This window comes from Hydrogenophaga sp. (assembly GCF_011772445.1).
In the GTDB taxonomy this organism is placed as follows: Bacteria; Pseudomonadota; Gammaproteobacteria; order Burkholderiales; family Burkholderiaceae_C; genus Hydrogenophaga.
Map to the genome: position 1 here is coordinate 55,386 of NZ_WVZN01000005.1, position 23,948 is coordinate 79,333.

The window sequence follows — 23,948 nt, forward strand, 5'->3', positions numbered from 1 at the left end:
GTTCAACGCGAAGGCGTGGGCAACTGGGTCGGCGGCATGCGTTCGCGAAAGCCCAGGCGCAGCGGTGGTGACGCGGGGTCGATGCGCGCCGACACGCTGAAGTCGAGCACCTCGCGAGGCGTGAACCGGAAGCTGCCCACGTAGGACACCCGCCCCTGGGAAGCCACCTCGCGCAGCGCGATCGCCTGCTGCACGCCGGCCAGCGTGGTGCGCGTGGCATCGACGGCGGCGGCGATCGGCCAGCGCGCCTCGCCCACGTCGCGCAGCACGACCACGTTGAGCACGGCCGTGTGCTCAGCGGGCGTGATCCCGTGCTGGCGCGCCGTTTCTTCGGCGATCGTCAGGCTGCTGACGACGCTGCTTTGCAGCGTGAAGTCGCCGTGTCTCACGGCATGGGGTTGTGCCAGCGCCAGGGCGGCCCCGGCGGCGCAGGCCAGAACGGCCAGTCCGCGGGCCCCGTCCCGCCACCAGCGTGCAGAGCGTGAAGGGGTCTTCATGGCAGCTCCCACTGACTCGGGTTGGGTGGACCGAAACGGGGCAAGCCCCGCTCCCGGTAACAATTCCCGACAGATTGCGGGGAGATGTAGGGCGCCGGCACAATCGCGCTTCCCTTCAAGGGGAGTAATCGGCCCGCCACCCCGCGCACAGCGAGGCTTCGGCGGCGCGGCGTTCTCGTCAATTCGCGGCTGACAAGGCCGCCGGGAACGTCCAGGCCATCCACGGTGGCCCGCGACCAGACCTTGGGGTGTTCGTCAACACCAAACCGAGGTCTTTCATGGAAAGCATTGCTCCGCTGTGGCTGTGGGGGGTTTTCGTCGCGTTCGTCGTGGCGGCCCTGTTCGTCGATTTTGTCCTGCTGAAGAAGCAGGGTGCCCAGGCCGTGGGCGTCAAGGAGGCGCTCAACTGGTCACTCGTCTGGATCGCGCTGAGCTTTGTCTTCAACGCCCTGTTCTGGTGGGCCGTGAAGGACACGACCGGCTCGACCGCGATCGCCAACGAAAAGTCGCTGGAATTTCTGACCGGCTACCTCATCGAAAAGAGCCTGGCGGTCGACAACATCTTCGTCTTCCTGCTGATCTTCAGCTACTTCGCCGTGCCGCCCGCGTACCAGAAGCGCGTGCTCATGATCGGCATCCTGGGCGCCATCGTGCTGCGCACGGTGATGATCCTGCTCGGCGGCTGGCTGCTGTCGGAGTTCCACTGGATCCTGTACCTCTTCGGCGCCTTCCTCATCCTCACCGGCATCAAGATGTGGTGGGCCGCAGGCAAGGAGCCGAGCCTGGACGACAACCCCGCGCTCAAGCTGCTGCGCCGCCTGATGCCGGTGAGCCAGCGCTACGACGGCGAGAAGTTCTTCACCGTCGAGAACGGCAAGCGCATCGCCACGCCGCTGCTGATGGTGATCGCGCTGGTGGGCGTCACCGACGTGATCTTCGCCGTCGACTCCATCCCGGCCATCTTCGCCATCACGCGCGACCCCTTCATCGTGCTCACGTCCAACGTGTTCGCCATCCTGGGCCTGCGCGCCATGTTCTTCCTGCTGCAGGCCGTGGCGGGCAAGTTCCACCTGCTCAATTACGGCCTCGCGGTCATCCTGGTCTTCATCGGCACCAAGATGATGCTCATCGACGTCTTCAAGATCCCGGTGGCGGTGTCGCTGGGCGTGGTGGTGGGCATCCTGGCGATCACCATGGTGTGGAGCGCCAAGACCGCGCCGAACTCGTGAATCCCCGCGCACCAACTTGGCACAGGCGTTGCTAGCAACCCTGCCATGCAGCGCCAGGCCTTCCCCGAGCTGATCAGCGCCGCCGTGGCCCCGTCCACGGCGGCCTGGCGCGACCCGCTGGGCCTGCTGCTGGCCAGCACCGGCGAAGGTGTATTCGGCGTGGACCTGGACGGCCTGTGCGTGTTCATCAACCACGCCGGGGCCCGCATGATCGGCTACGAGCCCGGGGAGCTGCTGGGCAGCAACATGCACGAACTCACGCACCACTCGCACGCCGATGGTGCGCCCTATCCGGTGGAAGACTGCCCCATCTTCAATGCCTTCCGCGCGGCCGCGCCCTGCCGCATCGACACCGAAGTCTTCTGGCGGCGCGACGGCAGCGCCTTCCCGGTGGAGTACAGCAGCCACCCCATCGTCGACGGCGGCCAGGTGCGCGGCGCGGTGGTCACCTTCATCGACATCACCGAGCGCCGCCGCGCCGCCGACGCCCTGCACAGCGCCAAGGAACAACTGGAGCAGCGCGTGCGCGAGCGCACCCACGCCCTGGAAACCGCCTTGCGCCAGGTGCGCGAACTGGCGGCGCGCAGCGAGGCCGTGCGCGAGGACGAGCGAACGCGCATCGCGCGCGAGGTGCACGACGAGCTCGGCAGCCTGCTCGTGGCCCTCAAGATGGACGTGAACTGGATGGACAAGCGCCTGTCCGAACAGGCCCGGCGCCAGCCCGACGAGGCCGAGGGCATGCGCGAGCGCATGCGCTGCAAGTGCCAGAACATGAGCCGCCTCATCGAAAGCGCGGTCGACAACGTGGGGCGCATCATCACCGACCTGCGGCCCAGCATCCTCGACCACCAGGGCCTGTGGGCCGCGCTGGAATGGCAGGCGCAGGAATTCGTCGCCAGCGCCGAGCTCGCGCTCGACTGGGACATGGCCGTGGACGGTGCGCCCGAACCGCCGGAGCCGCTGGCCATCGCGGTCTTTCGCATCTTCCAGGAAATGCTGTCCAACGTGGGCCGTCACGCGCGGGCCCGTCGGATCGCCGTGCGCATCCGTCACCACGACGGACTGCTGCGCTTGTCGGTGCAGGACGATGGCGGTGGCGCTTCCCCCCAGGCCTTCGAGGCGGCCGACGCCTACGGCATCATGGGCATGCGCGAACGCGCGGGGCACTTCGGGGGCAAGATCCGGATCGAAAGCATCCTGGGCCGCGGCACGCTGATGGAACTGTCCATCGTGCTGACGCCCGGGGAGGTGACATGAACAGCCAATACAGCGAGGCCAGCCGCTTTGACTTGCTGGCCGACACCATCCGCGTTCTGATCGGCGACGACCACCGCATCGTGCGCGAAGGCCTCCGGCAGATCCTGGCGGACGCACCCGACGTGAGCGTGGTGGCGGAAGCGCAAAGCGGCGAAGAGGTGCTCGCGCAGGTGCGCGCGCTCGGCGGCAATGAGGGCCTCGACCTCGTGCTGCTCGACGTCGCCATGCCCGGCATCGACGGGCTGGACGTGCTGCAGCGCCTGCGCAAGGAACACCCGCACCTGCCCGTGCTGATGCTCAGCACCTACCCCGAGAAGCAATACGCGGTGCGCTGCATCCGCCTGGGCGCCTGCGGCTACCTCAACAAGAGCGCCGACCCCGACGACATGCTGCTGGCGGTGCGCAAGTGCGCCGGCGGCGGGCGCTACCTCACGCCCGCCACGGCCGAGGCCCTGGCCGCCGCCGTGGGCAGCGGCACCGCGCAGGCGGGGCCCGAGTCGCTATCGCATCGGGAGCATCAGGTGTATCGCCTGCTCACGCAGGGCCTCACCGTGAGCGAAATTGGTGCGCGCCTGGGCCTGGCGTCCAACACGGTGAGCACCTACCGCGCGCGCATCCTCGAAAAGACCGGCGCCAAGAACGATGTCGAGCTCGCGCTGTACGCCGAAAGGCACCGTTCGGGGGCTTGAAACGGTCTCCGTGTAGGGGCAGCCCTACACGGCGTGGCGCGCGCGCCCGTGAAATTGCGCCCGAGCTTGCTGCGACGCAGCAACTGGCCCGGTGCTTGCAATTCAACGCGCATCTCCAACTCACGAGGTGCGCCATGTCCGACTTCTTCGACCCGTACAACGCCGACAAGCCCCTGATGCTCAAGTGCAGCTGCGGGCGCGACCACACGGTGGCCGAGCACCAGGCCGAGCAGCGAACGAAGGACAGCGCCGCCGAACGGGCCGCCGCCACCCTGCGCGCGCGCAGCGAAACCCCCGAGTTCGAGGCCTACAGCCGCGAGTTCATCGAAGCCACCCTGGTGAAGGCCCTGTTCCCGCAGGATGCGGTGCGTCGCCGCTTCCTGCGCGCCGTGGGCAAGGGCACGGCGATGGCAGCGATTGCCAGCGTGCTGCCCATCGCCAGCCTGCAGGCCATGGCCCAGGAAAAAGGCAAGCTCGAGAAGACGAACCTGAAGATCGGCTTCATCCCGATCACCTGCGCCACGCCGCTGATCATGGCTCACCCCCTGGGCTTCTACAGCAAGCAGGGCCTCAACGTCGAAGTCACCAAGACCGCGGGATGGGCACTGGTGCGCGACAAGATGATCAACAAGGAGTACGACGCCTCGCACTTCCTCTCGCCCATGCCCCTGGCCATCTCGCTCGGCCTGGGCAGCAACGCCGTGCCCATGAACGTGGCCACCGTGCAGAACATCAACGGCCAGGCCATCACCATGGCCCTGAAGCACAAGGACAACCGCGACCCGAAGAACTGGAAGGGCTTCAAGTTCGGCATCCCCTTCGAGTACTCGATGCACAACTTCCTGTTGCGCTACTACCTGGCCGAGAACGGGCTCAACCCCGACACCGACGTGCAGCTGCGCGTCATCCCGCCGGCGGAGATGGTGGCCAACCTGCGCGCCGGCAACATCGACGGCTTCCTCGGCCCCGATCCCTTCAACCAGCGCGCCGTGTTCGAGGAGGTGGGCTTCATCCACGTGCTCACGAAGGACCTCTGGAACGGCCACCCCTGCTGCGCCTTCGGCACCAGCACCGAGTTCATCAAGCAGAACCCCAACACCTTCGCGGCCCTGTACCGCGCCGTGCTCAACGCCGCGGCCATGGCGCGCCAGGCCAAGAACCGCGAGCTCATCGCCAAGGTCATCGCGCCCAGCCAGTACCTCAACCAGCCCGAGGCCGTGATCACGCAAGTGCTCACCGGCCGCTTCGCCGACGGCCTGGGCAAGGTCCAGAACGTGCCCGAGCGCGCCGACTTCGACCCCATGCCCTGGCAGAGCATGGCGGTGTGGATGCTCACGCAGATGCAGCGCTGGGGCTACATCAAGGGCGAGGTCAACTACAACCAGATCGCCGAGCGCGTCTTCCTCATCACCGACGCGCGCAAGCACATGAAGGAACTGGGCCAGGACTTCAAGGCCGGTCCGGGCTACGAGAAGCACACCATCATGGGCAAGGTGTTCGACCCGGCGAAGCCGGCCGAGTACCTCAAGAGTTTCAGCATCAGCAAGGCGGCGTGACATGAAGAGCGTGAGCCTCAACCTGCGCGCCGCGATGGTCTCGCTGCTGTTGTTCGCCGTCTTTGTCGGCGCCTGGCAGCTGGCCACGGGCGGTGGTGGCGCGGACGCCGCGGCGTCCAACCTCACGCCCGAGGAGATCGAGTACGCCAGGATGATGGGCAAGGACCCGACGGGGGGCGCCACCAAGACCGGCGGCTTCCCGCCGCCGGGCGACGTGGCCAAGGCCAGCTGGGGCCACCTGTCCAACCCCTTCTACGACAACGGGCCCAACGACAAAGGCATCGGCATCCAGATCGCGCACTCGCTGGCGCGTGTCGGCCTGGGCTTCGTGCTGGCCATGCTGGTGGCCATCCCGCTGGGCTTTCTCATCGGCATGTCGCCGCTCATGCAGAAGGCCTTCGACCCGTTCGTGCAGGTCCTGAAGCCCATCAGCCCGCTGGCCTGGATGCCGCTGGCGCTCTACACGCTGAAAGACAGCAACGTCAGCGGCATCTTCGTCATCTTCATCTGCTCGGTCTGGCCGATGCTGATCAACACCGCCTTCGGCGTCGCCTCGGTCAAGCGCGACTGGCTCAACGTGGCCGCCACGCTGGAGGTGAACCCGCTGCGCAAGGCCTTCCTGGTGGTGCTGCCCGCCGCCGCACCCACCATCCTCACGGGCATGCGCATCAGCATGGGCATCGCCTGGCTGGTCATCGTCGCGGCCGAGATGCTGGTGGGCGGCACCGGCATCGGCTACTTCGTCTGGAACGAGTGGAACAACCTCTCGCTCACCAACGTCATCTTCGCGGTGTTGATGATCGGCGTGGTGGGCATGCTGCTCGACCTGATGTTCGCGCAGTTGCAGAAGGCGGTGACCTATGTGGAGTGACAGCCGGCAACAGGGCCTCGGCTCCGCGGCACCCTCAATGCAAACCAAAGGCACCGCCATGAGCGCCCACCCCCGCGCCTTCCTGCAGGTCGACAACCTCGCCAAGGCCTACCAGTCCGACAAGCCCGTGTTCGCCGGCGTCGACTTCGGCATTCACAAGGGCGAGTTCGTCTGCATCATCGGTCACAGTGGCTGCGGCAAGACGACCATCCTCAACGTGCTTGCCGGCCTGGACACGGCCAGCGAAGGCCACGCCTTCATGGACGGCCGCGAGATCGCCGGCCCCAGCCTGGAGCGCGGCGTGGTCTTCCAGGGCCACGCGCTCATGCCCTGGCTCACCGTGCGCCAGAACATCGCCTTCGCGGTGAAGTCGCGCTGGCCCGAGTGGAACAAGCCCGAGGTCGACGCGCAGGTCGAGAAGTACGTGGCGATGGTGGGCCTGAGCCACGCCATCGACAAGAAGCCTTCGCAGCTTTCCGGTGGCATGAAGCAGCGCGTGGGCATCGCGCGCGCCTTCGCCATCCAACCCAAGATGCTGCTGCTCGACGAGCCCTTCGGCGCGCTGGATGCGCTCACGCGCGGCACCATCCAGGACGAGCTCATGTCCATCGTGCGCGAGACGCACCAGACGGTGTTCATGATCACCCACGACGTGGACGAGGCCATCCTGCTGGCCGACCGCATCCTGCTCATGAGCAACGGCCGCGAGGTGGACGGCGTCTACAAGCCCGGTGGCATGGCCGAGGTGGTGAGCAACACCCTGCCGCGCGAACGCACACGCGCCCAGTTGCACCACCTGGACGGCTACTACGAGCTGCGCAACCACATCGTCGACTTCCTCGTTTCCCGCGCGAGAGCGAATTGACCCCCTGCGCCGCTGCGCGGCTTCCCCCAAGGGGGACGGCGCCAGCGGCCCGGCAAAGCCGGTTCCGCGGCACCCCCGGTTCAACCCTTTCATTCCACCACTACTCCAGAGGCAAACATGAGTCGCATTGAAGTCACCGAGAAAATCGTCTCCACCAAGGTCAGCAAGGGCCTGAAGTGGGAAGACGTCGCCAAGAAGGTCGGCAAGTCCAAGGAATGGACCACGGCCCTGTGCCTGGGGCAGATGACCGCCACGCCCGAACAGGCCAAGGCGCTCGGCAAGATCTTCGGCCTGACGGCGGAAGAGCAGAAGTGGCTGCAGGTCGTGCCGTACAAAGGCTCGCTGCCCACCAGCGTGCCCACCGATCCGCTGATCTACCGCTTCTACGAACTGGTCAGCGTCTACGGCACCACCTTCAAGGAACTCATCCACGAAGAGTTCGGCGACGGCATCATGAGCGCCATCGACTTCAAGATGGACATGAAGCGCGAGAAAGACCCGAACGGCGACCGCGTGAACATCGTGATGTCGGGCAAGTTCCTCCCCTACAAACAGTACTGATGAGCGCCGAGCCGCGCCCGCCGCTGCCGCCTTTCTCGCGCGAATCGGCCATCGAGAAGGTCCGCATGGCCGAGGACGCGTGGAACACGCGCGAGCCGGACCGCGTGGTCAAGGTCTACACCGAAGACACGCGCTGGCGCAACCGCGCGGAGTTCCCGGTGGGCCGGGCCGAGGTGCACGCCTTCCTCACGCGCAAGTGGGCGAAGGAGCTGGACTACCGGCTCATCAAGGAGCTCTGGGCCTTCGAGGGACGCCGCATCGCCGTGCGCTTCGTCTACGAATGGCGCGACGACTCGGGCCAGTGGTTCCGCTCGCACGGCAACGAGAACTGGCAGTTCACCGACCTGGGCCTGATGGAGCAGCGCCACGCCAGCATCAACGACCGGCCGATTCACGACAGCGAGCGGCTGTTCCACTGGCCGCTCGGGCCACGGCCCGCCACGCACCCGGGGCTGACCGAGCTGGGCCTGTGACGAGGGCCTGAACTCCCGCGGCCCCGGCGGTTACTCACCGGCTCGCTTTCGACGAGCCCCATGTACTGCCGCACGCTCAAATACCGCGACCCCTACGGCCGCTTCTCCATCCTGGTGGAGGAGCAACCCGACGGCTCGCTCAAGCTGTGGGAATTCGACGTGCCGGGCGAGCCGGCCCGGCGCCGCTACGTCATCGACAAGGTGGCCGACAGCCTGGCCCGCGAGGGCCGGCAACTGCGCGTGGTGTGGGGCTCGGCGCGCGTGCAGCGCCGCAAGGCGGACGACCCGTACTGGTCCTGAGCGTCAGTGCCTGACGGCCTTGCTCGCACAGATCACGTTAGGCAGACCTTCGAAATGGGCGTCACAAGTGAGTAGTTCAGCACCGTGGTGGCGCGCCGTGGCATAGACGATCGCGTCGGCTGTTGCCAGCTTGTGCTCGCGATGCATCTGAGCGGCCAGCAGGGCAATGGGCGTGTCAAGTTCGGCCACCCGACAGGTCAAGGTATAGGCCAGCACCTGATCGCTCACTGCTTCGCCCATCTCCCGCCACAACCATTTGGACAGTTCCAACTGAACCACGGTGGGCACGATGCAGTCCGCTGCGGCGGGCATCTGCTTGCCGAGTTGTTGTCCCAGCGCCGAACCGGTCAACCACTCGATCCACGCCGAGGTGTCCACCACACGAGGTGGTCGGCTGGCCATCAGTAGCGATCCTTGCGGTCTCGGTAGTTGTCCTTGCGCTTGGCGCCTTTGGCGATGCCCGCCAGATCACTCAGCTTGGGAACGGGCATGACGAGCACACCCTTGTCCTTGGGAAGGAACACGAACTCCTGCCCCGCTTCCCAGTGCAGTTCCTCGCGAACGGCTTTGGGAATGGAAATCTGGAACTTGCTGGATAGGGTGGCGGTGGATGGCATTTCTGAATCGAATTTGATCGATGGCGAAGTGGTAAGAATAGCGTGCTGGGCCGGACATGTCACCCCGGCAGCGGAATCCACTCCTTGTCATCCCCCGGCGGCAGCGCGATCCGTCCCGCCTGCCAATCCGCCTTGGCCTGTTCGATGCGCTCCTTGCGCGAGGACACGAAGTTCCACCACACGTGCCGTTCGCCCAGCGGCTCGCCACCGAAGACCATCAGCGTGCTCGGCACCTGCGCGGTGATGAGCGCGTCGGTGTCGTCGCCGAAGACCAGCAGTTGCCCCGGGTGGTAGACCTCGCCCGCGTGTTCGATCTCGCCGTGTGCCACGTAGACCGCCTGCTCGCGGTGGCCGCCGGGCAGGGCGAGGCTGGCGCCGGCCTGCCATTGCGTGTGCAGGTAGAACAGCGGCGAGTGCGTGCGCACGGGGCTCGTCATGCCATAGGCCTCGCCGGCGATCAGGCGCATCCACACGCCGTCCTGCTCGCGCACCGGCAGGTCTTTCGCCGGGTAGTGGGTGAAGGCGGGCTCGGTCTCCTCGTCCTTCTCGGGCAGCGCCACCCACAGCTGCATCAGCTCCAGCCCGCCGCCCGCGAAGGAGTCCGGGTGGGTGAAGCGCTCGCTGTGCGAGATGCCCCGCCCCGCCGTCATCCAGTTCACGTCGCCGGGCACGATGGACTGCACCACACCCAGGCTGTCGCGGTGCATCACCTGCCCGCTGAGCAGGTAGCTCACGGTGGACAGGCCGATGTGCGGGTGCGGGCGCACGTCGGCGGCGCTCGTGTCCTCGGGCGCCATGGTCACCGGCCCGGCGTGGTCCACGAAGATGAAGGGGCCGACCATTCGGCGTTTTGCGTAGGGCAGCACGCGCCGCACGGTCAGGCCGTGGCCCAGGTCGGCGGGGCGCGCGTTGATGACGGTCTCGAGCATGGTGGTCTCCTCGGTTGCTGGGGCGATTGTGGCCGGCTGGGCCGGGCTTGTCCGGTGACGTGGTCGCGCGGGCCGAGCGGTGCTCATGCCGCGCTGTCATGCCGCGCTGGCGAGACGGCGCGACCGCCGGCCCGCCAGCGGGCAATCCGCGAAGCAGGACACGGTCTTGCCACTGTCCGCCTGCCGCGCCAGCTCCTCGGGTATCGCCTGCGCCAGCCACTGCGTCAGAAGCCGAACGCGCGCGTTGCCGCGCACATCGGGGTGGTGCAGCAGCCACAGGCCCATGGACTGTCCTTCAATCGGCGGGGTGACGCGAAGCAGGCCAGGCTCCTGCGCGGCAGCGAACATCGGCAGCACGACGGCACCGATGCCGGCAGCACCCGCTTTCAGCATGGCTGGCAGCGAGTCGGCCTTCATCCGGGGCCGCACCTCGGGCAGTGCACGGACGAACCACTGGGCGATGCCGGTGTAGGCGATGCGATCGTCGAAGCCGATCCATGGCAGGGCCTGCAGCACCGGCTGGACATCGCCACGGCGCGGCAGCAGCGAGCGTGCGGCGTACACGGCATAGCGCAGCTCGCCCACCTGCCGCCCCACCATCGAGTCTGGTGGACGGGCGGTGGCCCGCAGGGCGAGATCTGCCTCGCGCCGCGTCAGATCGACGGCGCGGTTGGACACGTCGGCTTCGATCTCGATGCCGGCGTGCGCCGACAGGAAGCGTTGCAGCATCGCGGGCAACAGGTAGCCGGCCAGCATCTCGCTGGTGGCCAGGCGAATCACGCCCTCCACGCGGGCGTCGGACCCGCTGATCGCGCGCTCGGCGGACAGCGCCGCGGCCTCCATCTCGGCGGCCGCGGCCGCCACCGCTTCGCCCTGGAGGTTGGCCCGCCAACCGGTGCGCGAACGCTCGAAGAGCCGGGCGCCGGCGCGTGCTTCGACCTCCTCGACGCGCCGGAAGACAGTGGAGTGACGCAAGCCCAGTTCTCGGGCCGCCCCGTTCAGGCTGCCCGCGCGGCTCACGGCCAGCACCATGCGCAGGTCGTTCCAATCCAGCGCGCTTGTGCGACTGCGCAAATTCTTCTTGCCCACTTTCGGGATTTCCTTGTTCAGATCGACAACCCATCATAGGCGCACCTCAACAGGAAAGGACATCGATCATGACCCGTTTCACACACAAGACCGTGCTCGTCACCGGCGGTACCAGCGGCATCGGCCTCGCCACCGCGCAGCGCCTGGCCGACGAAGGCGCGCGCGTCATCGTCACCGGTTCGCGGCCGTCGTCGCTGGACACGGCGCGCGGCGTGCTCGGCGAGCGGGCCCGCTACCTGCTGAACGACGCGGGCGATCCCGCCGCCGCCCAGGCCTTGCGCGAGGCCATCGAGGCCATTGCGCCGACGATCGACGGTGCCTTCTTCAACGCCGGTTTCGGCCGCTTCCAGTCGCTGGAGGATGTGACGGCCGACGAGTTCGATGCCCAATATGCGGTCAACGTGCGCGGCCCGCTGCTGCAGGCGCGCGCCCTGTCGCCCTTGTTGTCGCATGGCGCCGCCTTGCTGCTCAACACCTCGGTGGCGCGCGAAAAGGGCTTCGCTTCGATGGCGGTCTACGCCTCCACCAAGGGCGCGGTGCGCACCCTGACCCGCGTGCTGGCGCGCGAACTGGCGCCGCGCGGCATCCGCGTCAACGCCGTCAGCCCGGGCCCCATCGAAACCGCCTTCTTCGATCGCACGGGAATGCCGGCCACGGCGGTGGCCGAGTTCGGCCAGGCCGTGCTGCAGCAGGTGCCGCTCGGCCGTTTCGGCCGGCCCGACGAGGTGGCGGCGGTGGCCGCCTTCCTGCTCTCGAACGACGCGTCCTTCGTCACGGGGGCGGAGTACGTGGTGGACGGGGGCATCGCACAGCTCTGACGCAGCCGGGGCTTCACGCCTGCGGCAGCAGCTTGCCTGCGATGGCCGCCGCCGCGGCGCGCGTCTCCACGCCCAGCTTCTCGAACACGTGCTCCAGGTGCTTGTTCACGGTGCGGTGGCTCATGCCCAGGATGTCGGCGATGTCGCGGTTCGTCTTGCCCTTGGCCAGCCAGGACAGCACCTCCGTCTCGCGCGGCGTGAGCGCGACCTCGCGCAGGCGCTGCGCGGCGGCGTGGTTGACGGGTGTCAGGCTCAGCAGCAGCATGGACTCGCCCAGGCTGCCCTGGCCCAGGTGCCGGGCGAGCAGGCGGCCCTGCGCACCGTCGGCCTGCGCGGTGCCGTCGCGCCGCGCGGCGGCCAGCCAGCGCGCGGCCTGCTCCTGCCCATCCGCGTCACCGCCGAAGGCCTGGCCCAGCCAGATCATGGCCTGCGGCGAGCGCCAGGCCAGGCGCCCCAGCGAGTCGAGCACGACGGTGCCCAGGCCGGCCACGTCCACCGCTTCCTGCGCCAGCCGCGCCACCCGCGCGTTGCGCACGTGGGTGGCCAGGCGCGCCATCACCTCGGGGATGCGCAGCGGCTTGACCACGTAGTCCACGCCGCCGCTGGCGAAGCCGCGCAGCAGCGGCTCGCTGTCGGACAGGCCGGTCATGAACAGCACCGGCACATGCGACCAGGCCGGCGTGGACTTGATGCGCTGGCACAGGTCGAAGCCGTCCATGCCGGGCATCACGGCGTCGAGCAGCACGCCGTCGGGGATGGCCACCTCGAAGCGCTCCAGCGCCTCCTGCGCGTCGCGCGCGGCCAGCACCACGTAGCCTTCGGCCACCAGGGCGTCGCCCAGCATGCGCAGGGTCTCCAGCGAGTCGTCCACCACCAGGATCACCGGCTGGGTGGCCGATGGCGGCGGCGGGGTGTCAGACCACGGTGTCATCGTCCGCAAGCTCCTCGGTGTCTCTCAGGTATTCGATCAGGGTCTGGAAGTCGAATCGGTCGGCGCAGGCCAGCAGCAGCGCCAGCGTCGCCGCGTGCGCGGGCTCGGTGCCCTGGGCCTGCCACAGGCGCTGGCGCAGCGCCGCGGCCTGGCCCTGGCGCGCCAGGCGCTGCAGTTCCTCGCGCAGCGCGTCGGGCAGCGGCAGACCGGGGCGCGGGCGCACGGCCTGCGCGGACGCGCCGCTGGCGGGTACCTGTTCGGTCAGCCACTCCAGCGACAAGGCATGGCTCAGCGCGTCGAGCAGCTCGGCCTCACTCATGGGCTTGGCAACGAAGCCCTGGTAGTCCAGGTCCTTGAAGGCCTCGGGCCGGTTGTCGATCAGGTTGGCCGAGACGAAGACGATGGGCAGTCGCGAGGACGGCAGCCGTTCGCGCACCGCGCTCGCGGTCTGCCAGCCGTCCAGGCCGTCCATGGTCAGGTCCAGCAGCAGCAGGTCGGGCGGGTTCTGCTCGACGATTTCCAGGCATTCCTGACCACTGGCGGCCTCGCGCACAAGAAAGCCCAGCGGCACCAGGATGCTGGCGAGCAGTTGCCGGTGCAGGGGCTGGTCGTCCACCACCAGCACGGTGCGGCGCGGGCCCAGGTAGCCGGTGACCGCGCGCAGCGTCGACGGTATCGGCAGCGGGTGCTGCGGGTCGGAGGCGATGGGCGGCAGGTACAGGCGCAGGGAGAAGGTGCTGCCCTGGCCCGGCGCGCTCTTGAGCCTGAGGTCGCCGCCCATCATGTCGGTCAGCAGGTGGGTGATGGTCAGGCCCAGGCCGGTGCCCGAATCGCGCGCGCGCCGCCCGGCGGCGCCGCGCTCATAGGGCAGGAAGATGCGCTTCTGGTCCTGCTCGGCGATGCCGATGCCGGTGTCCACCACGTCGATGCGCGCCACCTGCTGGCGAAAGTCCAGCCGCAGCGTGACCTCGCCCTCGTCGGTGAAGCGCACGGCATTGCTCAGCAGGTTGATGAGGATCTGGCGCAGGCGCTTGGCGTCGGCGCGCACCCAGCCGGGCAACTCGCCCTTGCGCTGCACCGTGAAGCGCAGGCCCTTGGCCTCGGCCTGCGGGCGAACCATGCGCTCCACGTCCTCCATCAGCTGCGGCAGGGGCAGGGGCACGGTGTCGAGCTTCAGGCGACCGGCCTCGATGCGCGCCAGGTCCAGCGAGCCATCGATCAGCGCGTGCATGTGCTGTCCGCTGCGCTGCATGGTGGCAATGGTCTCCCGCACCCAGACCGAGATGTCGCTGTTCTTCAGCAGGATCTGCGCGTAGCCCAGGATGCTGGTGAGCGGCGTGCGCAGCTCGTGCGTCATGCCCGCGACGTAGCGCGTCTTGGCCTGGCTGGCGGCCTCGGCGCGGTCGCGCGCGGACTGCAGCTCGGCGTCGGTGCGCTGGTGGGCCTCGATCTCGCGCATCAGCAACTGCGTCTGGCGCTCCGACTCGTCCTGCGCCATGCGGCGGCTGTCGGTGGTCAGCACCACCCACCACGAGCACACGGCGGCGAACAGCACCAGGAAGGCGTAGATCTTCAGAAAGGGCAGTTCCAGCGCGGCACTGAGGCCATGCAGACTTTCCTGCGCGTACACCATGCCGATCAGCAGGCCCATGATCGCGCTGATGGACAGCCACACCACCAGGAACTGGCCGGCGCGAAAGTTCACCTTCGCCATCACGCCTTGCGGCAGCACCTGCGACAGCCAGCCGCGCACCTGGTCGATGGCGCGCGAGTTGGTCTTGCAGCGGTCGTGGCAGCGCGATTCGAGCGAGCAGCACAGCGAACAGATGGGCGCGCGGTAGGCCGGGCAACTGGCCATGTCTTCCGACTCGAACGGGTTCTCGCACACCGCGCAGCGCACGATCTGCCCCGGCCACCACTCGGTGGATGGTTCGCGCGCGAGGTAGTAGCGCCCGCCCGTGGCCCAGGCCAGCAGCGGCGCCAGCAGCAGCGACAGCCCCAGCGCGATGAAGGGCGAGAAGGCCGCGGCCGCCTCGCCCATGAGGCCGCCGTAGGCCAGACTGGCCACCAGCGCCGCGATGATCATCGATCCCATGCCGACCGGGTTGAAGTCGTAGAGGTAGGCGCGGCGGAACTCGATGCCCTTGGGGCTCAGGCCCAGCGGCTTGTTGATGATCAGGTCGGCCACCAGGGCGCCGACCCAGGCGATGGCCACGTTGCTGTACACGCCCAGCACCTTCTCGATGCCGGCGAACACGCCCAGCAGCATCAGCAGCGTGGCGATGGACACGTTGAACACCAGCCACACCACGCGCCCGGGGTGGCTGTGCGTCACCCGGGCAAAGAAGTTGCTCCAGGCCAGCGAGCCCGCGTAGGCGTTGGTCACGTTGATCTTGATCTGCGCCAGGATGACGAACACCACCGTCATGATGACCGCCAGCCCCGGGTGCCCCACCGCTTCGGTGAAACCGGCCAGGAACATCTGCGTGGGCTCGGCCGTGCGCTCGGGGTCCACCTCGAACTGCATGGCGGCGAAGGCCAGGAAGGCGCCGCCCACCATCTTGAGCATGCCCATCACGATCCAGCCCGGCCCCGGGATCAGCACCGCCAACCACCAGCGCACGCGGTTCTTCGCCGTGCGCTCGGGCATGAAGCGCAGGAAGTCCACCTGCTCGCCGATCTGCACCACCAGGGAGAAGATGACCGCGGCCGCGGCGCCGAACATCAGCGGCTCGAACCCGCTGCTGCCCGAGCGCAGGCCGCTGAGGCTGCCGAAGTCGCGGTACATCTGCGGCTGCGACAGCGCGATCCACACGAAGGGCAGCAACAGCAGGAACAGGTAGAGCGGCTGTGTCCAGGCCTGCAGGCGCGAGATCAGCGTGATGCCCTTCATGGCCAGCGGAATCGCCACCACGGCCGATACCAAGTAGCACACGGGCAGCGGCCAGTCGGTGGCCAGTTGCAGCGCCAGCGCCATGATCACGGCCTCGATGGCGAAAAAGATGAAGGTGAACACCGCGTAGATCAGCGAGGTGATCGTCGAGCCCAGGTAGCCGAAGCCCGCGCCGCGCGTCAGCAGGTCCATGTCCAGCCCGTGGCGCGCCGCGTAGTAGGCGATGGGCAGGCCGGTGAAGAAGATGATCAGGCCCACCACCAGGATCGCCCACATGGCGTTGGCGAAGCCGTAGTTCACGGCGATCGCGCCGCCGATCGCCTCCAGCGCCAGGAACGAGAGCGAGCCGAAAGCGGTGTGGCCCACGCGCCACTCGCTCCATTTGCGGAAGCTGCGCGGCGCGTAGCGCAGCGCGTAGTCCTCCATGGACTCGTCTGCCACCCAGGAGTTGTATTCGCGGCGGAAGCGAAAGATCTTCTGCGCGGCCAATGGGGGGGTCGCGGGCGGTGCGGCGGGCTCGGGCGGCTGCATGCCAGGCACCTAACAAGAACCGTACCCGCCCCGTCCGCGGGTGTGCGGTCGCCACCTACGTTATTTGACTTATGGGCCCGATCGGGGCTTCTCCCTAGGCTTCGCTCCAGTCGGCACACCGCCGGTTTTCACCGCACCAACCCGCCCAGGAGCCCTTGATGAAGCACCAACCCGATCCGAACGACGTTTCGCCCGAAACCCCCGAGGCCAGCCGCCGCCGCGTGCTGCAGATGCTGGGCGCCGCCGGCCTGGCCGGCCTGCCCACCTGGAGCTTCGGCCAGCCCACCGCGCAGGTGAACACCACCAAGCTCGCGGTCACGGACACCGAGGTCACCGTCGGTCAGTTGCACTCGTCCACCGGCACCATGGCCATCTCGGAGACGGGCTCCATCCAGGCCGAGCAGCTCGCCATCGACCAGATCAACGCCATGGGCGGCATCCTGGGCCGCAAGATCAAGGTCATCAAGGAAGACGGCGCCTCCGACTGGCCCACCTTCGCCGAGAAGTCCAAGAAGCTGCTCATCAATGACCGCTGCGCCGCCGTCTTCGGCTGCTGGACCAGCGCCTCGCGCAAGGCCGTGCTGCCAGTGTTCGAGAAAGAGAACGGCCTGCTGTACTACCCCACCTTCTACGAAGGCCTGGAGCAGTCCAAGAACGTGATCTACACCGGCCAGGAAGCCACGCAGCAGATCCTCTACAGCCTGGACTGGGCGCAGAAGGAGAAGAAGGCCAAGACCTTCTTCCTCATCGGCTCCGACTACATCTGGCCGCGCACCTCGATGAAGATCGCGCGCAAGCACATCGAGGCCTTCCAGAAGGGCAAGGTCGTCGGCGAGGAGTACTACCCGCTGGGCAGCACCAACTTCGGCTCGCTGATGAACAAGATCAAGCTGCAGAAGCCCGACGTGATCTTCGCCGCCGTGGTGGGTGGCTCCAACGTGGCCTTCTACAAGGCGCTCAAGGCGGCCGGCATCACCGGTGACAAGCAGACCCTGGTGACCCTGTCGGTGACCGAGGACGAGATGACCGGCGTGGGCGGCGAAAACTTCGCCGGCTTCTACTCGTCGATGAAGTACTTCCAGACGCTGGACAACGAGAACAACAAGAAGTTCGTGGCCGCGTTCAAGGCCAAGTACGGCAAGGACGCCGTCATCGGCGACGTGACGCAGGCCGGCTACCTCGGTCCCTGGTTATGGAAGGCCGCGGTCGAGAAGGCCAAGAGCTTCGACGTCGACAAGGTGGTGGCCGCCTCGCGCACTGGCATCGAGCTCAAGGACGCGCCCGAGGGCTACGTGAAGCTGGACCCCAACCACCACCTCTGGAGCAAGTCGCGCATCGCGATGGGCATGCCGGACGGCACGTTCAAGGTGGTGTCCGAGTCGCCGGACCTCATCAAACCGGATCCCTTCCCCAAGGGATATCAGTGACCACCCCCGCCACGGCGCACTAGCGCCGTGACCCCCTCAAGGGGGCAACGCCGACGGACCGGCAGAGCCGGATCCGTGGCGTTCTGGATGAACTTCGCCTGGAGATCGCTATGAGTTTCAACGACCTGCTCAACATCGGCGTCATGCAGGGCTTCGCGGGCCTGAGCCTGTTCGCGGTGCTGCTGCTCATGGGGCTGGGCCTGGCCATCATCTTCGGGCAGATGGGCGTGATCAACATGGCGCACGGTGAGTTCATGACCATCGGCGCCTACACCATCTTCCTCGGCTCCACGCTGGCCGAGGCGATCAGCCCCGGCGCGGTGGCGGCCTACTTTCCCTTCGCCATCGTCGCCGCCTTCGTCTTCGCCTTCATCGCGGGCTGGATCGTGGAGTGGGCGCTGATCCGCCACCTCTACAAGCGCCCGCTGGACACGCTGCTGGCCACCTGGGGCATCAGCCTGGCGCTGCAGCAGTGCTTCCGCACCTTCATCGGCCCCAAGGAAGTGAGCCCCACGCTGCCCGAGTGGCTGATGGGCTCCTGGGCGCCCACCGAGGGCCTGGACATTCCCATCAACGGCCTGTTCGTGCTCGCCCTCACGGCGGTGGTGACCGGCGGCGTGCTGCTGGCCCTGCACCGCAGCCGCTGGGGCCTGCGCGTGCGCGCCACGGTCAGCAACCGCGTGATGGCCAACGCCATCGGCATCGACACGAAGAAGACCGACCGCCTGACCTTCGCCATCGGCTGCGGCATCGCGGGCGTGGCCGGCGCGGCCTTCACCACCATCGGCTCCACCGGCCCCACCTCGGGCTCGCTCTACATCGTGGACGCCTTCCTGGTCGTCACCTTCGGCGGCGCGGCCAGTCTGCTGGGCACCGTGGTCTCGGCCTTCGGCATCGCGCAGACCCAGTCCATCACCGAGTTCTTCCTCGCCGGCTCCATGGCCAAGGTGCTCACGCTCTCGCTCATCGTCGTCATCCTGATGATGCGTCCGCAAGGGCTGTTCGCCAGCAAGGTCCGCCGTTGATCTCCCCGCCACCCGGAGCCCGCTCATGAACGCCCTGAATGCCTGGATCACCCGCTACCAGCTCGCCAGCCTGGTGCTGCTCACCGTGCTGCTGGCGGTGGTGCTGCCGCTCACGCTGGACATCTTCCGCCTCAACCTGGTGGGCAAGTACCTCACCTACGCCTTCGTCGCCATCGGCCTGGTGATGCTGTGGGGCTACGGCGGCATCCTGAGCCTGGGGCAGGGCGTGTTCTTCGGCCTGGGCGGCTACGCGATGGCGATGTTCCTCAAGCTCGAGGCCTCGGACCCCGAGAGCACCAAGATCCAGTCCACGCCCGGCATTCCGGACTTCATGGACTGGAACCAGATCACCGAACTGCCCACGTTCTGGCTGCCCTTCAAGAGCTTTCCCTTCGCGCTGGCGGCGGTGGTGGTGGTGCCGGTGCTGCTGGCCTGGATCGTCGGCTTCGCCATGTTCAAGCGGCGCGTGGGCGGCGTGTACTTCGCCATCATCACGCAGGCGGTGGCGCTCATCCTCACCGTGCTCATCATCGGCCAGCAGGGCTACACGGGCGGTGTCAACGGCATGACCGACCTCAAGACCCTGATGGGCTGGGACACGCGCACCGACAGCGCCAAGTACATCCTCTACTTCGTCTGCGTGGGCCTGCTGGTGTTGGCCATCGTGGCCTGCCGCTGGGTGCAGACCAGCAAGCTCGGCACCCTGCTGCTGGCCATGCGCGACAAGGAGGACCGCGTGCGCTTCTCGGGCTACGACGTGGCCGACTTCCGCATCTTCGTGTTCTGCCTGGCGGCCGCGCTGTCGGGCATCGGTGGCGCGCTGTTCACGCTGCAGGTGGGCTTCATGTCGCCCAGCTTCGTGGGCATCGTGCCCTCCATCGAGATGGTCATCTACGCCGCCGTGGGCGGGCGCATGAGCCTGGTGGGCGCGGTCTATGGCGCGCTGCTGGTCAACGCGGGCAAGACCTTCTTCTCCGAAAGCTTCCCCGACCTCTGGCTCTTCCTCATGGCCGCGCTCTTCATCGGCGTGACCATGGCCTTCCCCATGGGCCTGGCCGGGCTGTGGGAGAGCCGCATCCTGCCCTGGTGGAAGGGCCGGCGCGCCGCGCTGCGCGAAGCCGCGGCCGCGCACCCGCAACCGCCCTCGCCGCCGCCGCAGGCGCCGCACAAGCCGGTGGTGGCGAGCAGCGCCCCCGAGGTGAAGCTGCCCGACGGCACCAGCGGCCAGGGCGTCTGAACAGGAGCACCGAATGAGCAGCACCGACTTCGCCCTCGCCGTGGAAGACCTCACGGTGTCCTTCGACGGCTTCAAGGCCATCGACGACCTCACCCTCTACGTCGACAAGAACGAACTGCGCGTGATCATCGGCCCCAACGGCGCCGGCAAGACCACGCTGCTGGACCTCATCTGCGGCAAGACCAAGGCCAGCGGCGGCAGCATCAAGTTCAAGAACGAGGAGATCCTGCTGATCCCCGAGCACAAGCGCGTGCGCCTGGGCATCGGGCGCAAATTCCAGACGCCCTCGATCTACGAGAACCTCTCGGTCTGGCAGAACCTGGAGGTGTCCTACCCCTCGGGCCGATCCGTCTGGGGCGCGCTGGCGTTCAGCGCCACCGATGAGATCCAGACCCGCGTGCGCGCCGTGGCCGAGGAGATCGGCCTGGCCGACAAGCTCGAGACCGAGGCGGGCCTGCTCTCGCACGGCCAGAAGCAGTGGCTGGAGATCGGCATGCTGCTGATGCAGGAGCCTGAGCTGCTGATGCTGGACGAGCCCATCGCCGGCATGAGCGCCAAGGAGCGCGACCTCACCGCCGAGCTGCTGCACCGCATCTGCCAGAACCGCGCCGTGATCGTGATCGAGCACGACATGGACTTCGTCAAGAAGATCGCGCACAAGGTCACCGTCATGCACCAGGGAAAGATCCTGGCCGAGGGCCCGATGGAGCAGGTGCAGGCCGACCCCAAGGTCATCGACGTTTACCTCGGCCATTGAAGGAGTGACGCACATGCTGCAAGTCAAGGACCTGTTCGTCGCCTACGGCCAGAGCCAGGCGCTTCACGGCATCAGCTTCGAAGCGCGCGAGAACGAGGCCGTGGCCATCATGGGCCGCAACGGCATGGGCAAGACCACGCTGTTCAAGGCCCTGATGGGCGTGCTGCCCACCAAGAGCGGCCACATCAGCGTGGCCGGCCAGGACCTCACGCGCGACGAGAGCTTCCGTCGCGTGGCCAAGGGCCTGGCCTACGTGCCGCAGGGCCGCATGATCTTTCCCACCCTGACGGTGGAAGAGAACATCCAGACCGGCCTGGAGAACGCGAAGGACAAGACCATCCCGCAGGAGATCTACGCGCTCTTCCCCGTGCTCTGGGACATGCGCCGCCGCAAGGGCGGCAACCTCTCCGGCGGCCAGCAGCAGCAGCTCGCCATCGCGCGCGCGCTCGTCACCGACCCCAAGGTGCTGCTGCTCGACGAGCCGACCGAGGGCATCCAGCCCTCGATCATCAAGGACATCGCCAAGGCGCTCAACGAGATCCGCCAGATGCGCAAGATCACCATCGTGGTCTCCGAACAGGTGCTCTCGTTCGCCATGGACGTCGCCGACCGCCTGTTCGTCATCGAGGGCGGGCGCCTGGTGCACGAAACCGAACGCGCCAACACCGACCAGCAGCGCATCAAGGCCTACCTGTCGGTCTGAATTTCCCCCAACCCCGATCGATCCCCTTCCACCCAGGAGCCACGCCATGCCCGACACCCTGATCAAGGTCGACCTCTCCAAGCCCGCGCCCACCAACGAGATGGTGCACAACCGCTGGCACCCCGACATCCCCATGGCCTGCTGGGTGAATCCCGGCGACGACTTCGTGCTCGAGACCTACGACTGGACGGGTGGCTTCATCAAGAACAACGACAGCGCCGACGACGTGCGCGACATCGACCTCACCACGGTGCACTACCTCAGCGGCCCCGTGGGCGTGAAGGGCGCCGAGCCCGGTGACCTGCTGGTGGTCGACCTGCTCGACATCGGCGCGAAGGACGACAGCCTCTGGGGCTTCAACGGCTTCTTCAGCAAGAAGAACGGCGGCGGCTTCCTCACCGAGCACTTCCCGCAGGCGCAGAAGTCCATCTGGGACTTCCACGGCATGTTCACCACCTCGCGCCACGTGCCCGGCGTGAAGTACGCGGGCCTCATCCACCCCGGCCTGATCGGCTGCCTGCCCGACCCGAAGATGCTGGAGGTGTGGAACACGCGCGAGCAGGCGCTGATCGACTCCGACCCCGCCACCAGCGGCCTGGCCAACCCGCCCTTCGCGGGCACCGCGCACATGGGCAAGCTCACGGGCGACGCGCTGGCCAAGGCCGCCGCCACCGGCGCGCGCACCGTGCCCCCGCGCGAGCACGGCGGCAACTGCGACATCAAGGACCTCTCGCGCGGCTCGAAGATCTTCTTCCCGGTCTACGTGGACGGCGCCGGCCTCTCCGTGGGCGACCTGCACTTCAGCCAGGGCGACGGCGAGATCACCTTCTGCGGCGCCATCGAGATGGCCGGCTGGGTGCACATGAAGGTGCAGCTCATCAAGGGCGGCATGGCCAAGTACGGCATCAAGAACCCCATCTTCAAGCCCAGCCCCATCAAACCCACCTACGACGACTACGTCATCTTCGAAGGCATCAGCGTCGACGAGAGCGGCAAGCAGTACTACCTGGACGTGAACGTGGCCTACCGCCAGGCCTGCCTCAACGCCATCGAGTACTTGAAGAAGTTCGGCTACTCGGGCGCGCAGGCCTACTCCATCCTGGGCACGGCGCCGGTGCAGGGCCACATCAGCGGCGTGGTCGACGTGCCCAACGCCTGCGCCACGCTGTGGCTGCCCACGCAGATCTTCGACTTCGACATCAACCCGAACGCGAGCGGGCCGATCAAGCACATCGACGGCTCGATCCAGATGCCGCTCTCGCCGGACCTGTGAACGAAGGAAGCCGCCCATGCCGACCTACGACTACGCCTGCCCGGCCTGCGGCGGCTTCGACGCCTACCGCTCGCTGAGCGAGCGCAACCAACCGGCGCACTGCCCCGACTGCGGCACCGCCTCGCCGCGCGTGTTCGCCACCGCGCCGCGCCTGGCGCTCATGGACGGCGCCACGCGCACGGCCATGGGCATCAACGAGCGCGCACGGCACGAGCCGAAACGCTCGGGCGACTACGCGCGCCTGAAACACCCCGCGGGCTGCGGTTGCTGCAGCCCCGGGCGCAGCAAGGCCACGGTGACCGCGCCCAACGGCGCGAAGGCGTTTCCCTCCAAGCGCCCCTGGATGATCAGCCACTGAACAAGGAACCCGAGCCATGATGCACGGTGACATTTCAAGCAGCGCCGACACCGTCGGCGTGGCCGTCGTCAATTACAAGATGCCGCGCCTGCACACCAAGGCCGAGGTGCTGGACAACGCGCGCAAGATCGCCGACATGGTGGTCGGCATGAAGCAGGGCCTGCCCGGCATGGACCTGGTGATCTTCCCGGAATACAGCACGCACGGGATCATGTACGACGCGAAGGAGATGTACGAGACCGCGTCCACCGTGCCTGGCGCCGAGACCGAGATCTTTGCCGAGGCCTGCCGCAAGGCCAAGGTCTGGGGCGTGTTCTCGCTCACCGGCGAGCAGCACGAGGAGCACCCGTACAAGGCGCCCTACAACACGCTCATCCTGATGAACGACCAGGGCGAGATCGTGCAGAAGTACCGCAAGATCATGCCCTGGGTGCCCATCGAGGGCTGGTACCCCGGCAACTGCACCTACGTGAGCGACGGCCCCAAGGGCCTCAAGGTCAGCCTCATCATCTGCGACGACGGCAACTACCCCGAGATCTGGCGCGACTGCGCCATGAAGGGCGCCGAACTCATCGTGCGCTGCCAGGGCTACATGTACCCCGCCAAGGACCAGCAGGTGCTGATGGCCAAGGCCATGGCCTGGGCCAACAACAGCTACGTGGCCGTGGCCAATGCCTCCGGCTGGGACGGCGTGTACAGCTACTTCGGCCACAGCGCCCTCATCGGTTTCGATGGCCGCACGCTCGGCGAATGCGGTGAAGAGGACTACGGCGTGCAGTACGCCGCGCTCTCGAAAAGCCTGATCCGCGACTTCCGCAAGAACGCGCAGAGCGAGAACCACCTGTTCAAGCTGCTGCACCGCGGCTACACGGGCACGATCAACTCGCGCGATGGCGACAAGGGCGTGGCCGCCTGCCCCTACGAGTTCTACGGCAAGTGGGTGAACGACCCCGAGGGCACGCAGAAGGCGGTGGAGGCCATCACGCGGCCCATGGTGGGCACGGAGGAGTGCCCCATCGAGGGCATCCCCAACCCGGCCACGGCCGGCCACCGTTGACGATG

Annotated in this window: 25 protein-coding genes; 18 read left to right on the forward strand and 7 right to left on the reverse strand. The window is 67.5% G+C overall.

Annotation, left to right across the window (positions count from 1 at the left end; genetic code table 11):
- Window positions 1–2 precede the first annotated feature (2 nt).
- Window positions 3–497 (reverse strand): DUF4426 domain-containing protein, encoded by a 495-nt coding sequence (locus GTO19_RS01785; RefSeq protein ID WP_291017768.1) that lies wholly within the window; start codon window positions 495–497, stop codon window positions 3–5.
- 278 nt (window positions 498–775) lie between these two features.
- Here GTO19_RS01785 and GTO19_RS01790 point away from each other — a divergent pair, with 278 nt between their 5' ends.
- From GTO19_RS01790 to GTO19_RS01830, 9 genes are all read left to right on the forward strand, one after another.
- Window positions 776–1,726 (forward strand): TerC family protein, encoded by a 951-nt coding sequence (locus GTO19_RS01790; protein ID WP_291017770.1) that lies wholly within the window; start codon window positions 776–778, stop codon window positions 1,724–1,726.
- 45 nt (window positions 1,727–1,771) lie between these two features.
- A complete protein-coding gene (locus GTO19_RS01795; protein WP_291017773.1) occupies window positions 1,772–2,983 on the forward strand; it encodes a PAS domain S-box protein in 1,212 nt (403 codons plus the stop codon).
- On the forward strand, window positions 2,980–3,672 hold the full coding sequence (locus GTO19_RS01800; protein ID WP_291017776.1) for a response regulator transcription factor: 693 nt from the start codon (window positions 2,980–2,982) through the stop codon (window positions 3,670–3,672). The genes GTO19_RS01795 and GTO19_RS01800 overlap by 4 nt, the downstream gene beginning before the upstream one ends.
- 134 nt (window positions 3,673–3,806) lie before the next feature.
- Window positions 3,807–5,228, forward strand: coding sequence for a CmpA/NrtA family ABC transporter substrate-binding protein (locus GTO19_RS01805; RefSeq protein ID WP_291017778.1), 1,422 nt, complete (start codon window positions 3,807–3,809; stop codon window positions 5,226–5,228).
- A gap of 1 nt (window position 5,229) precedes the next feature.
- Complete coding sequence (gene ntrB / locus GTO19_RS01810; RefSeq protein ID WP_291017781.1) at window positions 5,230–6,099, forward strand: nitrate ABC transporter permease; 870 nt, start codon at window positions 5,230–5,232, stop codon at window positions 6,097–6,099.
- A gap of 58 nt (window positions 6,100–6,157) precedes the next feature.
- The gene (locus GTO19_RS01815; protein ID WP_363302858.1) at window positions 6,158–6,964 is read left to right on the forward strand and encodes an ABC transporter ATP-binding protein; all 807 of its coding nucleotides are present in this window, start codon (window positions 6,158–6,160) and stop codon (window positions 6,962–6,964) included.
- Between the two features lie 117 nt (window positions 6,965–7,081).
- Window positions 7,082–7,525 carry a cyanase gene (cynS, locus tag GTO19_RS01820; protein ID WP_291017786.1) on the forward strand — a complete coding sequence of 148 codons (444 nt, stop codon included), beginning with the start codon at window positions 7,082–7,084 and terminating at the stop codon, window positions 7,523–7,525.
- Complete coding sequence (locus GTO19_RS01825) at window positions 7,525–7,998, forward strand: nuclear transport factor 2 family protein (RefSeq protein ID WP_291017790.1); 474 nt, start codon at window positions 7,525–7,527, stop codon at window positions 7,996–7,998. Before cynS ends, GTO19_RS01825 begins: the two co-directional genes overlap by 1 nt.
- Before the next feature lie 60 nt (window positions 7,999–8,058).
- The gene (locus GTO19_RS01830; RefSeq protein ID WP_291017792.1) at window positions 8,059–8,298 is read left to right on the forward strand and encodes a hypothetical protein; all 240 of its coding nucleotides are present in this window, start codon (window positions 8,059–8,061) and stop codon (window positions 8,296–8,298) included.
- Window positions 8,299–8,301: 3 nt separating this feature from the next.
- On the opposite strand, the gene GTO19_RS01835 is transcribed toward GTO19_RS01830, so the two are convergent.
- From GTO19_RS01835 to GTO19_RS01850, 4 genes are all read right to left on the reverse strand, one after another.
- Window positions 8,302–8,700 (reverse strand): type II toxin-antitoxin system VapC family toxin, encoded by a 399-nt coding sequence (locus GTO19_RS01835; protein WP_291017794.1) that lies wholly within the window; start codon window positions 8,698–8,700, stop codon window positions 8,302–8,304.
- Entirely contained in the window at window positions 8,700–8,915 is a 216-nt protein-coding gene (locus GTO19_RS01840; protein WP_291017797.1) for an AbrB/MazE/SpoVT family DNA-binding domain-containing protein, read from the reverse strand. Before GTO19_RS01840 ends, GTO19_RS01835 begins: the two co-directional genes overlap by 1 nt.
- A 59-nt stretch (window positions 8,916–8,974) precedes the next feature.
- Entirely contained in the window at window positions 8,975–9,844 is an 870-nt protein-coding gene (locus GTO19_RS01845) for a pirin family protein (RefSeq protein WP_291017799.1), read from the reverse strand.
- Window positions 9,845–9,940: 96 nt separating this feature from the next.
- Window positions 9,941–10,933 (reverse strand): LysR family transcriptional regulator, encoded by a 993-nt coding sequence (locus GTO19_RS01850; RefSeq protein WP_291017803.1) that lies wholly within the window; start codon window positions 10,931–10,933, stop codon window positions 9,941–9,943.
- A gap of 68 nt (window positions 10,934–11,001) precedes the next feature.
- Between GTO19_RS01850 and GTO19_RS01855 the strand changes: the two genes are divergently transcribed.
- Window positions 11,002–11,751 (forward strand): SDR family oxidoreductase, encoded by a 750-nt coding sequence (locus tag GTO19_RS01855; RefSeq protein WP_291017805.1) that lies wholly within the window; start codon window positions 11,002–11,004, stop codon window positions 11,749–11,751.
- Between the two features lie 13 nt (window positions 11,752–11,764).
- Here GTO19_RS01855 and GTO19_RS01860 read toward each other — a convergent pair whose 3' ends face one another.
- Complete coding sequence (locus GTO19_RS01860; RefSeq protein ID WP_291017808.1) at window positions 11,765–12,682, reverse strand: DNA-binding response regulator; 918 nt, start codon at window positions 12,680–12,682, stop codon at window positions 11,765–11,767.
- Window positions 12,666–16,106, reverse strand: a complete 3,441-nt coding sequence (locus GTO19_RS01865; RefSeq protein WP_291017811.1) for an ATP-binding protein — start codon at window positions 16,104–16,106, stop codon at window positions 12,666–12,668. Before GTO19_RS01865 ends, GTO19_RS01860 begins: the two co-directional genes overlap by 17 nt.
- Before the next feature lie 158 nt (window positions 16,107–16,264).
- Here GTO19_RS01865 and urtA point away from each other — a divergent pair, with 158 nt between their 5' ends.
- From urtA to GTO19_RS01905, 8 genes are all read left to right on the forward strand, one after another.
- Window positions 16,265–17,533, forward strand: coding sequence for an urea ABC transporter substrate-binding protein (gene urtA, locus GTO19_RS01870; protein ID WP_291017814.1), 1,269 nt, complete (start codon window positions 16,265–16,267; stop codon window positions 17,531–17,533).
- A gap of 110 nt (window positions 17,534–17,643) precedes the next feature.
- On the forward strand, window positions 17,644–18,558 hold the full coding sequence (gene urtB / locus GTO19_RS01875; protein ID WP_291017816.1) for an urea ABC transporter permease subunit UrtB: 915 nt from the start codon (window positions 17,644–17,646) through the stop codon (window positions 18,556–18,558).
- A gap of 25 nt (window positions 18,559–18,583) precedes the next feature.
- Window positions 18,584–19,795 (forward strand): urea ABC transporter permease subunit UrtC, encoded by a 1,212-nt coding sequence (gene urtC, locus GTO19_RS01880; RefSeq protein WP_291017818.1) that lies wholly within the window; start codon window positions 18,584–18,586, stop codon window positions 19,793–19,795.
- Between the two features lie 13 nt (window positions 19,796–19,808).
- Window positions 19,809–20,552 carry an urea ABC transporter ATP-binding protein UrtD gene (gene urtD, locus GTO19_RS01885; RefSeq protein ID WP_291017820.1) on the forward strand — a complete coding sequence of 248 codons (744 nt, stop codon included), beginning with the start codon at window positions 19,809–19,811 and terminating at the stop codon, window positions 20,550–20,552.
- A gap of 13 nt (window positions 20,553–20,565) precedes the next feature.
- Window positions 20,566–21,255 (forward strand): urea ABC transporter ATP-binding subunit UrtE, encoded by a 690-nt coding sequence (urtE, locus tag GTO19_RS01890; protein WP_291017822.1) that lies wholly within the window; start codon window positions 20,566–20,568, stop codon window positions 21,253–21,255.
- A gap of 46 nt (window positions 21,256–21,301) precedes the next feature.
- Window positions 21,302–22,528: a formamidase gene (gene fmdA, locus GTO19_RS01895; protein WP_291017825.1), complete on the forward strand. Its 1,227-nt coding sequence runs from the start codon at window positions 21,302–21,304 to the stop codon at window positions 22,526–22,528.
- A 16-nt stretch (window positions 22,529–22,544) separates the two neighbouring features.
- Window positions 22,545–22,886: a zinc ribbon domain-containing protein gene (locus GTO19_RS01900; RefSeq protein WP_291017827.1), complete on the forward strand. Its 342-nt coding sequence runs from the start codon at window positions 22,545–22,547 to the stop codon at window positions 22,884–22,886.
- A 16-nt stretch (window positions 22,887–22,902) separates the two neighbouring features.
- Window positions 22,903–23,943 (forward strand): aliphatic amidase, encoded by a 1,041-nt coding sequence (locus GTO19_RS01905; protein WP_291017829.1) that lies wholly within the window; start codon window positions 22,903–22,905, stop codon window positions 23,941–23,943.
- Window positions 23,944–23,948: the final 5 nt, after the last annotated feature.

Coding starts and splice junctions, on each gene's coding strand:
- GTO19_RS01785 (WP_291017768.1), bottom strand. CDS start 497: ATGAAGACCCCTTCACGCTCTGCACGCTGGTGGCGGGACGGGGCCCGC.
- GTO19_RS01790 (WP_291017770.1), top strand. CDS start 776: ATGGAAAGCATTGCTCCGCTGTGGCTGTGGGGGGTTTTCGTCGCGTTC.
- GTO19_RS01795 (WP_291017773.1), top strand. CDS start 1,772: ATGCAGCGCCAGGCCTTCCCCGAGCTGATCAGCGCCGCCGTGGCCCCG.
- GTO19_RS01800 (WP_291017776.1), top strand. CDS start 2,980: ATGAACAGCCAATACAGCGAGGCCAGCCGCTTTGACTTGCTGGCCGAC.
- GTO19_RS01805 (WP_291017778.1), top strand. CDS start 3,807: ATGTCCGACTTCTTCGACCCGTACAACGCCGACAAGCCCCTGATGCTC.
- ntrB (WP_291017781.1), top strand. CDS start 5,230: ATGAAGAGCGTGAGCCTCAACCTGCGCGCCGCGATGGTCTCGCTGCTG.
- GTO19_RS01815 (WP_363302858.1), top strand. CDS start 6,158: ATGAGCGCCCACCCCCGCGCCTTCCTGCAGGTCGACAACCTCGCCAAG.
- cynS (WP_291017786.1), top strand. CDS start 7,082: ATGAGTCGCATTGAAGTCACCGAGAAAATCGTCTCCACCAAGGTCAGC.
- GTO19_RS01825 (WP_291017790.1), top strand. CDS start 7,525: ATGAGCGCCGAGCCGCGCCCGCCGCTGCCGCCTTTCTCGCGCGAATCG.
- GTO19_RS01830 (WP_291017792.1), top strand. CDS start 8,059: ATGTACTGCCGCACGCTCAAATACCGCGACCCCTACGGCCGCTTCTCC.
- GTO19_RS01835 (WP_291017794.1), bottom strand. CDS start 8,700: ATGGCCAGCCGACCACCTCGTGTGGTGGACACCTCGGCGTGGATCGAG.
- GTO19_RS01840 (WP_291017797.1), bottom strand. CDS start 8,915: ATGCCATCCACCGCCACCCTATCCAGCAAGTTCCAGATTTCCATTCCC.
- GTO19_RS01845 (WP_291017799.1), bottom strand. CDS start 9,844: ATGCTCGAGACCGTCATCAACGCGCGCCCCGCCGACCTGGGCCACGGC.
- GTO19_RS01855 (WP_291017805.1), top strand. CDS start 11,002: ATGACCCGTTTCACACACAAGACCGTGCTCGTCACCGGCGGTACCAGC.
- GTO19_RS01860 (WP_291017808.1), bottom strand. CDS start 12,682: ATGACACCGTGGTCTGACACCCCGCCGCCGCCATCGGCCACCCAGCCG.
- GTO19_RS01865 (WP_291017811.1), bottom strand. CDS start 16,106: ATGCAGCCGCCCGAGCCCGCCGCACCGCCCGCGACCCCCCCATTGGCC.
- urtA (WP_291017814.1), top strand. CDS start 16,265: ATGAAGCACCAACCCGATCCGAACGACGTTTCGCCCGAAACCCCCGAG.
- urtB (WP_291017816.1), top strand. CDS start 17,644: ATGAGTTTCAACGACCTGCTCAACATCGGCGTCATGCAGGGCTTCGCG.
- urtC (WP_291017818.1), top strand. CDS start 18,584: ATGAACGCCCTGAATGCCTGGATCACCCGCTACCAGCTCGCCAGCCTG.
- urtD (WP_291017820.1), top strand. CDS start 19,809: ATGAGCAGCACCGACTTCGCCCTCGCCGTGGAAGACCTCACGGTGTCC.
- urtE (WP_291017822.1), top strand. CDS start 20,566: ATGCTGCAAGTCAAGGACCTGTTCGTCGCCTACGGCCAGAGCCAGGCG.
- fmdA (WP_291017825.1), top strand. CDS start 21,302: ATGCCCGACACCCTGATCAAGGTCGACCTCTCCAAGCCCGCGCCCACC.
- GTO19_RS01900 (WP_291017827.1), top strand. CDS start 22,545: ATGCCGACCTACGACTACGCCTGCCCGGCCTGCGGCGGCTTCGACGCC.
- GTO19_RS01905 (WP_291017829.1), top strand. CDS start 22,903: ATGATGCACGGTGACATTTCAAGCAGCGCCGACACCGTCGGCGTGGCC.